13 protein-coding genes are annotated in these 13,661 nt (G+C 61.1%); 7 read left to right on the top strand and 6 right to left on the bottom strand.

Going from position 1 to position 13,661, the window contains the following annotated elements; translation table 11 throughout:
- Positions 1–23 precede the first annotated feature (23 nt).
- The gene (locus VHX65_04685; protein ID HEX3997825.1) at positions 24–716 is read right to left on the bottom strand and encodes a hypothetical protein; all 693 of its coding nucleotides are present in this window, start codon (positions 714–716) and stop codon (positions 24–26) included.
- Positions 717–1,036: 320 nt separating this feature from the next.
- Here VHX65_04685 and VHX65_04690 point away from each other — a divergent pair, with 320 nt between their 5' ends.
- The 3 genes from VHX65_04690 (at position 1,037) to VHX65_04700 (ending at position 3,650) form a co-directional block, all read left to right on the top strand.
- Entirely contained in the window at positions 1,037–1,345 is a 309-nt protein-coding gene (locus VHX65_04690; protein ID HEX3997826.1) for a polyhydroxyalkanoic acid system family protein, read from the top strand.
- A gap of 256 nt (positions 1,346–1,601) precedes the next feature.
- Positions 1,602–2,945 (top strand): tetratricopeptide repeat protein, encoded by a 1,344-nt coding sequence (locus VHX65_04695; GenBank protein HEX3997827.1) that lies wholly within the window; start codon positions 1,602–1,604, stop codon positions 2,943–2,945.
- Between the two features lie 267 nt (positions 2,946–3,212).
- Positions 3,213–3,650: a thioesterase family protein gene (locus VHX65_04700; GenBank protein ID HEX3997828.1), complete on the top strand. Its 438-nt coding sequence runs from the start codon at positions 3,213–3,215 to the stop codon at positions 3,648–3,650.
- A 90-nt stretch (positions 3,651–3,740) separates the two neighbouring features.
- On the opposite strand, the gene VHX65_04705 is transcribed toward VHX65_04700, so the two are convergent.
- The gene (locus VHX65_04705; protein ID HEX3997829.1) at positions 3,741–4,115 is read right to left on the bottom strand and encodes an STAS domain-containing protein; all 375 of its coding nucleotides are present in this window, start codon (positions 4,113–4,115) and stop codon (positions 3,741–3,743) included.
- Positions 4,116–4,502: 387 nt separating this feature from the next.
- On the opposite strand from VHX65_04705, the gene tpx reads away from it, so the two are divergent.
- A complete protein-coding gene (tpx, locus tag VHX65_04710) occupies positions 4,503–5,021 on the top strand; it encodes a thiol peroxidase (protein ID HEX3997830.1) in 519 nt (172 codons plus the stop codon).
- A gap of 1,020 nt (positions 5,022–6,041) precedes the next feature.
- Positions 6,042–6,956, top strand: coding sequence for a PEP-CTERM sorting domain-containing protein (locus VHX65_04715; protein HEX3997831.1), 915 nt, complete (start codon positions 6,042–6,044; stop codon positions 6,954–6,956).
- Between the two features lie 926 nt (positions 6,957–7,882).
- Here VHX65_04715 and VHX65_04720 read toward each other — a convergent pair.
- A complete protein-coding gene (locus VHX65_04720; protein ID HEX3997832.1) occupies positions 7,883–8,104 on the bottom strand; it encodes a hypothetical protein in 222 nt (73 codons plus the stop codon).
- Between VHX65_04720 and VHX65_04725 the strand changes: the two genes are divergently transcribed.
- Both VHX65_04725 and VHX65_04730 read left to right on the top strand, forming a co-directional pair.
- Complete coding sequence (locus VHX65_04725) at positions 8,091–9,470, top strand: PEP-CTERM sorting domain-containing protein (protein ID HEX3997833.1); 1,380 nt, start codon at positions 8,091–8,093, stop codon at positions 9,468–9,470. The genes VHX65_04720 and VHX65_04725 overlap by 14 nt on opposite strands.
- Before the next feature lie 341 nt (positions 9,471–9,811).
- Positions 9,812–10,471, top strand: a complete 660-nt coding sequence (locus VHX65_04730) for a hypothetical protein (protein ID HEX3997834.1) — start codon at positions 9,812–9,814, stop codon at positions 10,469–10,471.
- Between the two features lie 638 nt (positions 10,472–11,109).
- On the opposite strand, the gene VHX65_04735 is transcribed toward VHX65_04730, so the two are convergent.
- The 3 genes from VHX65_04735 to dnaJ form a co-directional block, all read right to left on the bottom strand.
- Positions 11,110–11,604: a GNAT family N-acetyltransferase gene (locus VHX65_04735; GenBank protein ID HEX3997835.1), complete on the bottom strand. Its 495-nt coding sequence runs from the start codon at positions 11,602–11,604 to the stop codon at positions 11,110–11,112.
- A 229-nt stretch (positions 11,605–11,833) separates the two neighbouring features.
- Positions 11,834–12,409: a nucleotide exchange factor GrpE gene (grpE, locus tag VHX65_04740; GenBank protein ID HEX3997836.1), complete on the bottom strand. Its 576-nt coding sequence runs from the start codon at positions 12,407–12,409 to the stop codon at positions 11,834–11,836.
- A gap of 19 nt (positions 12,410–12,428) precedes the next feature.
- Positions 12,429–13,586: a molecular chaperone DnaJ gene (gene dnaJ, locus VHX65_04745; protein ID HEX3997837.1), complete on the bottom strand. Its 1,158-nt coding sequence runs from the start codon at positions 13,584–13,586 to the stop codon at positions 12,429–12,431.
- Between the last annotated feature and the right edge of the window lie 75 nt (positions 13,587–13,661).

Below are 13,661 nucleotides of genomic sequence, written 5' to 3' on the forward strand. Positions count from 1 at the left end.
TTGCTTGCTTGCGTTGCGGGTTCCTATGCGGCTGTTTGCTTTTCGGCAGACTCGGCGGTCGCTTTTTGTGCCGCCCCCTTTGGCGACGCCTGCGTCGGCTTGAGCAGATCGAGCGGCGAGAACCATTGCTGCAAGCTGTTCCAAACCAGCGCCGCGCGCAACGTCGAAAAATATTCGCTCACTCGCTGCCGCTGCTGGGGAGCAACATCGGCCAGCCAGCGCTCCAGCCGTCGCGCATTGTCGGCCATGGCCGCCATTCCCGCCGAGGCCGTGCCTTTGGGGTGGCCCTCCAGAGCTGAAATCTGGTCCAAGATGCCCAACTGCCGCACCCGCTCGGCCTGCCGCTTCACCAGCGCTATTCGCCCCGTTTCCGGCTCCGAGAAATATCGGTCGGCCTCGCGGAAGAACCAGCACTCGGCCAACAGATCGACATTTTCCAGCAACCGAGCCCGCTGCTCCTTGTCGATTTGCGTTAGACACTTCGTCAAATCGATGCCGTGCGCCAGTTCTTGTTCGACCCGATTCAACAGCCGCTGCTGGATGTCGGCCGGTTCGTCGCGCAAGTGCGTTTGCACCAGCCAACGAAATAGCCCCTGCTGATCGGCCTGTTCGGGCTCGGGCAACCGCTGGATAAACGCGGCCACGGCCACCACGGCAATCGACGCCGTCGCCGCGCCGATAATCGCCAGGCCAATCAACAATCCTCGGCGCTTCATAGTTTGCTTCTCGTTGGTGATCGCGACGCAAATGTTGGAATCGAGCGTTGGCGTGGGCAAAACAGGAGGCGATGCCCGCGCCCCGCCCGCGCAAACGGCAACAAAACCTCCCTGTCCATTCATACCCGCTGCCGCGCCGATGGGTTTTCAATTCCGGCGCCCAAGTATACGATGGTCTGGCCGCAGGGTGAAAGAGGAGAGTGCAAAACAACCCGCATCCGCCGGCCGTGCATTTTCTCCCGCCGCGGCAAAGCCCCGTGCTTACGCTGGCAGCGTGAGTGCCCGCTTCCCTCTGTTCGCAATCCGAAGAGCCTCGAACCATGCCCAGCGTGCAGCTCACGATTCCGCACCATCTGAGTCAGGAAGAAGCGCTCGAGCGCCTCAAGGGTTTGCTCGCCAAGGTGAAGGCCCGCTATCAGAATCAGGTCAGCGACCTGGAAGAAACCTGGACCGACAACGTCGTGCAGTTCGGCTTCAAAACCTACGGCTTCACGATCGCCGGCAGCATGAGGGTCGAGCCATCCGAGGTGCGATTCGACGCCAAGGTGCCGATGGCCGCCATGATGTTCAAGGGGAAAATCGAACAAACCCTTCGCGACGAAATCACGCGCGTGCTGGAGAAGGCTTGAGGCCGTAGGCTACATGCTGAAGGTACGAAGTCATCCGCAGTCACCATTCTCGTCCCAGCCCGCAGCTGGCTTGCGGTTTCGCGCGTTCTGTAGCCTGTAGCTTCTCTCTATTCCCATTCTGCCGATTCTGCCGCCTCATTTTCTTGCCCTCCCGCTTTGCGCGGGCAATAATCAGGTGAACGGTTCTGTATATTTGAGCAGGCTTTTTTGGCGCGCATGCCGCGCGCTGCTCCGGCATTCCGGCGAGGTGGAACACATGGATACATCGACACTGCATACGGCGGCGCTGCATCCAGCGGCGCTTCGGCAACTGAAATCGCCGTTCGGCAAAGCGTTGGGCGCTCTGGCGTTCACGGCGATCTTCGCCATGCTCGCCCCGAAGGCGATGGCCCAAGCGACGACGCAATCGGCCTTGCCCCCGCCCACCGCTCGGACCGCGCCTGCCGACGACCCCTTCGCCGAAACTCCGCCGCCGGCGAAAGCCGCACAGACGAAATCGCAACTCACACCGGGCGCTAGCTCGCCCAAGCCCGACACGACAGCCATGCCCGGTCCCGGCGCATCCCAAACTCCTGCCGCCAGATCGCCCGACGACCTCAGCTTCCCCAATGCGATTCCAAGCGCGACTCCGGCAACCGCTCCGCAATCTCCCGCCGCCAAATCGCATGCCGGCAACAATCCGTTTGGCGACGACACCGGCGTCGACACCGAGCCGGGCAAGCTCACGCCCGTCCCCCGCGCAAACCACGACACCACCGTTCCCACGCCGAATCCTCCCGCCAGCCCGAGCACGGAATCCACTCCTCTCGTTCCCATGCCGCCGAGCGATTTGAAATCGACCGAAACCGAAATGGCCCCCGGCCAAGCCGAATTCAAGCAAGGCCAGGATCTCGCGGCAGCCGGCAAATATGCCCAAGCCATCGAGGCCTATAAGAAATCGCTCAAGCTCGCGAAAAACGAAGCCAGCACTTACGAAGCGCTCGGCGTTGCCTATCGCATGCTCGATCGCTACGACGACGCGGTCAACGCATTCACCGACGCCATTCGGCTCGAGCCGGAAATTGCCGAGCCTTATCTGCGCCGCGGGATCTGCTGGTTCCACAAAGGTGAATACGGCCTGGCGATTCTCGATTTCGACGACGCCGCCGGCATCGATTTCACCGATCCCCGCGCCGCTACCTGGAAAGGCATGACGCTGGCCAGCGAAGGACGTTTCCTCGATGCCGTGAACGCCTATTCCACGGCCATCCGCTACGACAATCGCTTCGCGCTGGCGCACATCAATCGCGGCTTGGCCTATGCCGCATTGAAAGATTACACGAAAGCCGTCGTCGATTTCAATTCGGCAATCAATGTCACTCCCAACGACCCGACGCTCTATTTCAAACGCGCGGTGGCTCAGTCCGGCGGAGGCGATTGGAATGCCGCGATCCTCTCCTACAACGAAGCGATTCGCCTCGACAAGCAGTATGCCGCGGCCTACAAGAATCGCGGCGAGGCTTATCAACAACTCGGCGACACGGCCCGCGCCCAAGCCGACGCCCGCCGCGCCCAAGAACTCTCCTTGGCCGCCGACCATAAAACGGCCAGCGCACGATGAATCTCGACACCCCCGCCCGGCCACTGCCCCCGCAGCCCGGCCACTGCCCCGCCCGGCCACTGCCCCGCAGCACGGGGACTGTCCCTATTTTTCGGAATCTTCGGAGAAAAACAGGCCCTGTCCCCACCGCAAGGCGAGGCCCTGTCCCCCTGCCCCAGCCGCAAGGTGAATGACGAATGTCGAACCACGAACGCTTGGCCAAGCTAAAGCCATGTCCTCCATTCGTGCTTCGTCACTAGACATTAGACATTTGCCACCGCTCGTTCCATGCCCGACCCCGTGATCTTGGCCGGTTTCCCCGTCGTCGTCTCGCTGCCCGTGCAGTGGGGCGAGCAAGACATGTTCGGCCATGTGAACAACGTCGTCTATTTCCGCTGGTTCGAATCGGCGCGGATCGCCTATCTCGATCGCGTCGGCCTGTCGGAGCTGATGGAGCGCGAGCGGATCGGGCCGATTCTCGCGGCAATTTCCTGCAGTTATCGCCGCCAGCTTACGTTTCCCGACACGGTCGACGTCGGCTCGCGGATCACGCGCATCGGCCGCACCAGCCTGACGATGACCCACGCGCTGCACAGCCGCGCTCAAGCGGCGCTCGTGGCCGAAGGCGAATCGACAATCGTCGTCTTCGACTACCGCGCGCAAAAACCGTTTCCGGTCCCCGCAGAAATCCGCGAAGCGGTGGCAAGCCTACAGACTGAAGGCTGAAGGACGAAGGCTGCCGGCTGAAGGACGAACCCCATCCGCTTGCGCGTCCCTAACCCCTCACCCTAACCCCTCACCCTCCCTCCCCCCTTCCTACCTCGGCTTCGGCCGCGAGCACATCACGGCGTCGCCCCGATCGCGATAGTTCGGCAATTGGCCGGCGAGTTGGCAGCAGCGCAGCACTTCTTCATTCGTGCTCGACAGCCCGCAGATGCGCAGCACTCCGCCATGCGTGTGAATCCGCTTGGACAGCAGAATCAATTGCCCGACCATATAGCTCCGCAACAATTGGATGCGATCCAATTCGAGCACGACGCGATACACGAACGTCTGCTCCAACAGCGCCCAAACGGCCTCGGCCAATTGCGGTGCGTCGACCGCCGCTGCTTCGGGCGGATTCACGCGCACAAAAACCCAATCCGGTCCACGATCCACTTCGAAGCTCAACCCACTCGACGAAGCTTGCATGGCCGCGCTCCTTGCAAGAGCCCATCCGAACAGAGAGGAAAGAGACACCCGCCGCAGGTCCATTCCGCAGCTTATGATAAGCGTTTCTAATGCCAATGCAAGAAGGAGGGCGAGGGACGAGGGACGAGGGGGGGTGTCGCGAGCAACCGGTTCCCCTCTCCCCGTTGCGGGAGAGGGTTAGGGGTGAGGGGAAAATCGCCAAAGCGTCAAGCCATCCGACCGAGCGCAGCCTCTCGCTGGCGCGTACTCGCCCCTCGCCCCTCGCCCCCTGGCCCCTGGCCCCAGGCCCCTGGCCCCTCGCCCCTTTGCTTCGTCCCTAGCCCCTCGTCCCTCTGCCGTTTATACTTTCCTTCCCCACACCATCCCCCTTTCCCCGAGGCTCGAATCATGGCACGTTCTGGCGCAGTGACGTTCAAAGGCGCTCCGATGACGCTCGTCGGCGAACCGGTTCAGGTCGGTCGGCCCGCCCCCGATTTCACGCTCCATTATTTCGAAGGCGGACTGAAAACCCTCCAACTCGCCGACCTCAAGGGAAAGCCGACGCTGCTCAGCATCGTTCCTTCGCTCGACACGGGCGTTTGTCAGATTCAGACCAAGAAATTCAACACAGCCCTGGCCGCGATGGGCGACAAGATCAATGCCGTCACGGTGAGTCTCGATCTGCCGTTCGCGCAAAATCGTTTTTGCGGCGCGGAGAATATCAAATCGCTGCGTATGGCCAGCGATTATCAAGACCGCAATTTCGGCCGATCTTGGGGCCTTCTGATCGACGAATTGAAGCTGCTCGCCCGCAGCATCTACGTGCTCGATAAAGATGGCAACGTCGTTTACGGCGAGTTGGTGAAAGAAGTCACGCAAGAGCCGAACTACGACGCGGCGGTAGCGGCGCTGATGAAGGCGGCTTAGGCTCGGCCGAAAAACGACTTTTTCACAGCCCCCCTTTCCCCTTGCGGCGCTAAGTGGAATACGCGCAAGCAAAGGCCGCCCCGGTTGGGGCCCCGCAAACTCCCATCAAGCCCAGGGAAGGCCCCCAGCCGCATCCTCTCTCCGCTGCGTATCGCCGGCCTTCCCTGGGCAGCCCTGCCAATCCCGCCTCCACCGCAAAAAATTCCTTCCGCGCCCCCACGCCCGCTCCGCAAGCCCGCCGCCGATCACCGTTTTTCGACCAGCAAAAACCCCCAATTTCCGAATTCCCTCGCCCTAGCCCCTAGCCCCTAGCCCCTAGCCCCTCGCCCCTAGCCCCTCGCCCCTCGCCCCTTCCCCTCGCCCCTTCCCACCCACCGGGTTATTTTCACCGTTGTAACGCGGAAGCATACTGGCGACACGAATGCGTGCCAACCAAACTGCTCGCCGGGGCGGGAACTAAAGCCATACTGCTTTTCTCCCTCGGTAGCGCCTCTTCCCCCGTCCTTCCCCCCTTTGAAGATTTTCTCATTGACAATTTGCTTGCGTTACTCGTAGCGCCTGATTAGACTAGCCCTCACATGCGGAAGGAGTAGCCACTGAGTAGCCGAAGCATGAAGGCTCGGCTCGCCAACTTATCGAAGTGCTATTCCGGCGAGACGTGAAGTCGGTTCTTCGACTTCGCCACTCGCTGCGAGGGGCCGCATGTGAATTTGCAGTGTAGGCAATTGCGATGTAGGCAATTGCGATGCAGACGAGCCGGCTAAATGGCGTAGGCGAGATTCATCCAACCGTTGCAGCCCAGCAGCGACGACCTTCCAGCGACAATTCCCACACACATTGACTTTGCCTAGCCCGCATTGTCAGCCCAGCCGAGCGAACGAGCGGGATGAATTCGTAAATCAATCGCGGGCCGGCCGGCCCGAATAGCGTTCGAAACCAACACGAAGCCTAAAGTCCTAACCGCAAGCAACCACGCCTTCAGCACAAAAATCGCGGCGATTCCCGCCAGGAGTTGGACTAATGTTTAAGCGTTGCCTCATCCGGAGCGTCCCGGTTGCACTCGTGTTGAGCGTCGGCTTTTGGACGAGCGCCAGCCATGCAGACACGATCATCGGCGGCGTGATCAATTGGACGGCGACCGACCCGCTTTACATAGCAAGCACCCTATATCCGACTGAGGCGCAATACTTGTCGGCTGCCGCGACTGCGGGCTACGCAAGCGACCCAGGTGCCTGGGTGGCACCGGCTGGCCAAACGTATACCGGAACTCTAAATCTCACCAACAACGCGGTGATCATACAGGCAGACAACTCGACGGACGCAGTCGCAGCGTACCAGAATGTTTTGAACATGGTTGAATCGGGATACAATGGCGGCGAGTGGACCGGCACGGGGATTACGAGCAGCTACGCCGCAGCCGACGTCGCCGCTCACTATCCGGTCACCGGCATCGGACTCGAGATCAACGATGGCCCAAGCGGGCATATTCCCTTCGACGTGCAGTATGCGACGTACGACGGGGTGACGTTGAACACTAACTCATTAATTATGACATACACGTACCAGGGCGACGTTAACCTGCAAGGTTCGGTCAGCTCCGACGATATCAACTCAACGTTATCCGGCTACGACGACTCCCGTAGCGGGTGGGCGAACGGTGACGTCGCGTACGGTCCTTCAACGACCTCGGACGACATCAACGCGGTACTGACCGCTTTTGGCCGGCAGGGAACGGATCCGGATCGGCCGGAGGTTCCGACGTACACATACCCGACCGAAGGTGGCGCGCAACCCGCGTTCGCCCCGGTCGGTGTTCCCGAGCCAAGCACCGGAATCATGTGGTTGCTTGGAGTGGTTGCCGCAGCCGGAGCTTCGTTCGTGCGACGACGGAAGATTGTCGGAAAAAAGGAAACCTTGTTACAGGGTTGCTGCTAATGACGAGCTGACACGCTTTTCTCGCCAAAGATGAACTCAATCTGCGGCAAAATAACGTGAATTTGTGTGATCCAATCGCATGAACCCGACAACAAGCAATCCGACAAATTAAATAAAGGCTCCACAATGAAGTACCTTCCCCAAGCAACGCCACGGCAGCGTGTGAGCGTTGCGGTGCTAATGCTCGGCTTAGCACTCGCGGTGCTCACTCCGCGCCGCGCCTTTGCCCAGAATCTGTACATCGATTTTACGACCAGCAACTCCGCTCCGACGACGAGCAGTGGCACCACGGCAGTGACAACGACTGCGGGTGCGTCGACGACGGTGTACGTCTGGGCGGTAGTCTCGGATCCGGGTGTGGCGGATTCCACCCTTGGGCTCCAACTAGCGTACTTCGACGCGGTCCCAGTCGCTGGGACATCTGGCCTCGCGTTCTCAGGTGGTGGTGTCACACAAGGAAGTGTGTCGACGGACATCATGAACAACTACATCAACGGCCCAAACATCACTGGTTTTCAGAACCCGTGGAACACTTCCGGATCGCACGCGGGCGCACCGCAAGCGGTTAACAGTACCGGAATTACCGGTGTCGGCAACCTGGAATCTGGCTCAAACGGGGCGAACACGGTAAGTCCGTCAAACACGTATTACGGCACCCTTACCGCGCAGAACGGGGAAGGCCCAATAACTTACTCGACTCCACAAGCCGCCAGCAATGTCATCTCGACGGGGGGTAATACCTATGAGTTCGGCAACACTGCGGGGGATGGCGGCGTTGCATACGGTTCGGGTGCAGGCACGAGCACCGGTGGATGGGCATGGCTCGTTGGCACATTCCAATTCACAGCAGGGACTGCCACAGGAATCTCGGGTGGTCAAACGATCTTTGAACCAATCGTGCCCGAGTGGAATACAACGACCCCGGATCAATACACGGTTTCGGCCACCGGTGGCCGCACCTCAGCGCCGATTCCAACATCGCTGGGATACGGTTCGGCGGCGAACTCGGCATACGCGCTAGGTGCGGTCGCAGGTTCCAGCGTCACCTTCCAGGCGCAGGCCGGGGTCGGTACCGTCGCCAGCCTAACGCTTGCTCCGACGAGCGTGCCTGGTGGTACCAATAATACTTCGACGGTGCTGAATTTCACCAATTCGTCCTCGTCGCCTACGACTGGCTATCTCGTCGGAGCGACCATTCCGACGCAGACACTGAGTATCTCCAACAGCGGAACCTCTACCGGTAATTACACCCTTGGCACCGTGCCGAGCTGGATGTCGATCACCGATAACAACGCCGGCTCGGTCGGCGCCAGCGGCACCTCGACCCTCACCGCAGGTGTCACCGCCACCACCGCCGGCATGTATACCGGCACGTTCCGGATCAACGACACCACCTCCGGCAACTCCGGCACCGATGGCAACTTGCAAGTGAGCGTCAACGCCGACATCGGGAACGTCAGCACTGCCAACATTGACACCACCGGCGGCACCGGCTACACCGGCGGCACGCGCCCCACGGGCACGTTCGGCGGCATGGTCATGTCGTCGCCCAACATGACCGCCGGCACCTACGCCGGACTGTCGTCGAACACCGGCGCCACGCCAGTCAACAACCCGACCGGCACCGTTGGTGCCAACCCCGGTATCGAAGGCACCACCGCCACGATCCTCTTGTGGAACGACACGCAAACCAGCTCGAGCCCGAGCATGACGTGGCGCGCACGGCTTTCGACCGAAGTGCCGGCCAACGACAGCTCCAACAACAGCGTCTACGGCGTGTCGTTTCCCAATGGTCCGAGCTACACGGCCGGCAACTCCGCGTCCAACCAACGCTTGCTCAGCGACGTGGTCAACCTCTACGGCATGGGCAACGGTACGAACGGCGCCGGCACGAACCAGACTCAGCCCACCGGTTTCAGCCTTCTAAACACCACCACGGTCGATCCCTTCGTGTTCCAGATGTCGTACAATCCGGAAACAATGTTCAACGAAGGCGCGACGAAGGCCGACATGGCTACCCGAGGAAACTTGTTCTTGGCTTCGCTGGTCAACACCGGCTGGGAGAACACGATTCTCGCGAACGTGGCGAGCCCCAATGGCACCTACTCGACGACCAGCGCGAGCTACACCCACACGGGAAGCCCGCAGCCGCTCAACGTCGGCATCTACGCCGCTGCGTCGATGGGCGGGGCCTCCACCGCGTTCAATACGCCCTACGAGGGAACGTTCGCGGCGTGGGAGGCCGGCCCGGCCTTGACGGCCTACAACACAGCGACCAATTCGACCCTTACGTCTACCACGTTCGAGACCGATCTCGCCAACGGCACGATTCCAATCGGCGATTTTCTCGGCGCCTGGGGTGTCGACACGACGGGCTACGACGCTTGGGCTGTGGTCAACCACAACAGCGAATTCGCCGTGGTGCCCGAGCCATCGACGATCGTGTTGGCCGGCTTCGGCCTGCTCGGCGGCTTCTTTGCCCTGCGACGCCGCAAGAACTCCGCAGCCGCCTAAGCTGCGGCCTAGATTCGCCACAGTTCGTTGATTCGATTGCTTGTCGATTCGGATTGCACCAAGCCCAGGGCTAGCCCCCCTGGGCTTTTTTTGCGCGAGTAACGTAGCAGGCATACTCCGTATGCCGTCGGCCACTTGAAACGCGTGCCATAATGCCCGTTCGAGCTTTTCGATCGCGAGCAAGAATGGGGCAAAGCGGAGGATTGAAAGAAAAGGCCTTTGGATTTAGCGGTGCCCGCCGCGAGCGTGGGCGAATTGGCATCGCCGCCGGCACACGGAGTGTGCCTACTACGTAGCAGGCATACTCCGTATGCCGTCGGCCACTTGAAACGCGTGCAACCATGCCATTCGAACTTTTCGATCGCGAGCAAGAATGGTCGATGCGACTGGGCAACCTACCTCATTGGTTCCAGCCCGGTGTAACGTATTTCGTTACGTTCCGCACCCACGATTCGTGCCCCAGCGCGCTGGCCGCACAGTGGCAAAGGCGCAAAGCGAAATGGCTGCGCCAAAATGGCATCAACCCAGAGTCAGCCGACTGGAACATCGCCCTCATGCGGCTCGCTCCGCAGGCGCAGCACGAGTTCCATCGCATGTTCACGGCAGAGTTCGACGGCTATCTCGACCGTGGCCACGGGGCATGCGTGCTCCGGCAGCCGGCGTTGGCCGCAGTTGTGGCGGAAAGTCTGCACCGATTCAACGACGTCCGCTACCGCTTGGGCGATTACATCGTGATGCCGAACCACGTGCATCTGCTCTGCTGTCTGCTGGACGGGACGGCCATCGAGGCGCAATGCAAGTCGTGGAAGCGGTTCACGGCCCGCGAAATCAACGCGCGGCTGGGCGCCTCGGGCCGATTCTGGCAGGAAGAAAGCTTCGACCATTTGGTGCGCAGCCCGGAACAGTTCGACCATTTTCGGGCCTACATTGCCGACAATCCGTCACGTGCGAATCTGAAGGAAGGGGAATTTTTGCACTACCGGTGTCCGCCGCGAGCGTGAGCGAATCGGCATCGCCGCCGGCACACGGAGTGTGCCTACTACGTAGCAGGCATACTCCGTATGCCGTCGGCCACTTGAAACGCGTGCCATAATGCCGTTCGAGCTTTTCGACCGCGAGCAAGAATGGTCGATGCGGAGGATTGAAGAATAAGGGCTTTGGATTTAGCGGTGCCCGCCGCGAGCGTGGGCGAATCGGCATCGCCGCCGGCACACGGAGTGTGCCTACTACGTAGCAGGCATACTCCGTATGCCGTCGTCCACTTGAAACGCGTGCCATAATGCCGTTCAAGCTTTTCGATCGCGAGCAAGAATGGGGCAAAGCGGAGGATTGAAGAAGAAGGCCTTTGGATTTAGCGGTGTCCGATTGCGAGCGTGAGCGAATTGGCATCGCCGCCGGCACACGGAGTGTGCCTACTACGTAGCAGGCATACTCCGTATGCCGTCGGCCATTTGAAACGCGTGCCATAATGCCGTTCAAGCTTTTCGATCGCGAGCAAGAATGGGGCAAAGCGGAGGATTGAAGAATAAGGGCTTTGGATTTAGCGGTGCCCGCCGCGAGCGTGAGCGAATTGGCATCGCCGCCGGCACACGGAGTGTGCCTACTACGTAGGGGGCGTGCCGCGCTGTTTCCCTCGCCTCTAACCGTTAACGACCAGCCTAAACGTGGTCCAGTCGCTCAGCGGCACGGCCCCGAGGCGGCGATAAAAATCGATCGCCGAAGCGTTCCAATCGAGCACGGTCCATTCCATCCGTCCGTAGCCGCGTTCGACGGCGATGGCGGCCAGGCGGTCGAAGAGTGCCCGGCCAATGCCGTGCCGCCGGAAGGCCGGCCGAACGAAGAGATCTTCGAGCCACAGGCCGGGCCGGCCGACGAACGTGGAAAACGTCTGAAAATAAAGGGCGAAACCGGCCGGCTCGCCATCGAATTCGGCCAAAAGCGCCTCGGCCGAGCGCGGCTCGCCGAATAGCGCCTGCCGCAGGCCGGCCTCGGTCGCCACCACCGCATCGAGCAGGCGTTCGTAGTCGGCCAGCTCGCGGATCATCGCCAGCAAATGGGCCACGTCCGTTTCGCGGGCAGGGCGAATCAGGGGCGGCGGCACATGCGGCGGGTGCGGCTGCGGCGGCTCCATCATAATGGATCCCCTCTTCCCATTGTGGGAGAGGGGCTGGGGGTGGGGGGGTATTGACGCAGAGAGGTGCCGGCCTCCAAACCGCCACGGATTGGGGCGAAGAGGATTCGCCACGCCGTGGTGGACCAAGTCGAGTTTCAGGAATCAGTGTCGCACGCTTGCGCGTCTCTGGCCGCCGACGCCTGCCGTCTGTCTCTTGGGCGTCGGTCCCTTGGCGTGTGTCCCGGGTGCATCAGTGCGGTTTTTTCGAAACGATCACTTGTGCCGGCCGCACGACGCGGTCGTGCAGGGTCAGTCCCTGGCGGGCGACGCCGACCACGGTGTGCTCCGGATGTTCTTCGCTCGGCTGCTGCATCACGGCCTCGTGCCGGCTGGGGTCGAAGGGTTCTCCTGCAGCGGAAATCACTTTCGCATGATGCTTTTGGAACACCTCATTCAATTGCTGCCGCATCATTTTCAAGCCCGACAACAGCAAGTTGGCATCCGCTTGCTTTTCCGCGGCGGAGATCGCGCGATCGACATTGTCTAGCAGGGGCAAGAGATCGCGGATCAAATCGATTTCAGCATAACGCCGCTGCTCGTCGAGTTCGCGGCGCGAACGCTTGCGATAGTTTTCCAACTCTGCTTGCGTTCGCAACAGGCGGTCTTGCAACTCGGCGGCCTTGATTTGCAGAGAATCGATATCCTGCGACCCGGCATCCTGCGATTTGTTGGCGGCCGACGATTCGTGGTTGCCGGATTGCGCCGTGTCTGCCGCGGTTCGACTGGTTTCGTCGTCGGCATCGAAATCTTGATCGTTGGAATTCATGGCTGGCGACCTCCCTCGTTTAATTCTGATCGGGCGCCGCTTCTTCCGCGGGCACGAAGTATTCCTTCAGTTTTTCGAAGAATTTTTTCCGTTGCGGGGTGACATGGGTGTGTTCCTCCGTGGCGAGTTGGCGCAGCAATTCTTCTTGCTTTGTGCTCAGCGATTTTGGCACCTCGACGAGCACTTCGACCAGTAGATCGCCCTTGCCGCGGCGGCGCGGGTCGGGCATTCCTTTTCCGCGGAGCCGAAACACGTCGCCCGATTGCGTTCCGCGCGGCAGCTCGAGCGGATCGCGGCCATCGAGCGAGGGCACCTCGACCGTCGCTCCGAGCGCCGCTTGGCTGTAGCTGATCGGGAGCCGGACGATCAAATCCTGGCCATCGCGTTGGAACAGGGGATGCTCATCGATTTGAATGACGCAGTAGCAATCGCCCGGCGGGCCGCCATCGGGGCTCGGCTCTCCTTCGCCGGTGAGCCGGATGCGCATCTGATTATCGACACCGGCGGGAATAATCACATCGCGCTTCACTCGCCGCGGCAGCATTCCGGCGCCTCTGCATTTCGGGCATGGATCTTTCACGACTTGGCCTGCGCCGCGGCAGGCGGGACATGTGGTTTGCACGCGGAAAATCCCGGTCGATTGCACCACCTGGCCGCGGCCGCCGCAATACGTGCAGGTTTGCGGCCGGCTGCCGGGCTTGGCGCCGCTGCCGTCGCAGGGGGTACATTTCTCATGCCGCTCGAATTCGATTTCGCGGGTGATGCCCTTTGCGGCTTGGAGCAGGTCGAGCCGCACTTCGCAGCCCACATCGGCCCCTTTGCGGGCTCGCCGCCTTCCGCCGCGCCGCGAGCTGCCGAAAAGATCGCCGAACAGGCCTTCGCCAAAGACATCGCCAAACGATTCGAAGATCTCGTTGATATCGGTGAACTGATGGGCTCCGCCTCCGGCTTCGACGCCGGCATGGCCATAGCGATCGTAGCGAGCCCGCTTGTCGCCGTCGTGAAGGACCTCGAAGGCCTCGGCCGCCTCCTTGAATTTGGCGATCGCCTCGTCGTCTCCCGGGTTCTTGTCGGGATGGAATTTGATCGCCAGCTTGCGATATGCGTCGGCGACCTCTTTGGAGCTCGCTTGCCGGGCGACCCCAAGAACCTCGTAGTAATCGCGCTTAGCTGACATCTGCACCATGGCCGACGAAGGGGAAATGAGTTAGGGAAGCCAACCCCCAATTGTACGCCATCGGGTCGAATCGGG

This window comes from Pirellulales bacterium, assembly GCA_036267355.1.
Lineage (GTDB): Bacteria > Planctomycetota > Planctomycetia > Pirellulales > DATAWG01 > DATAWG01.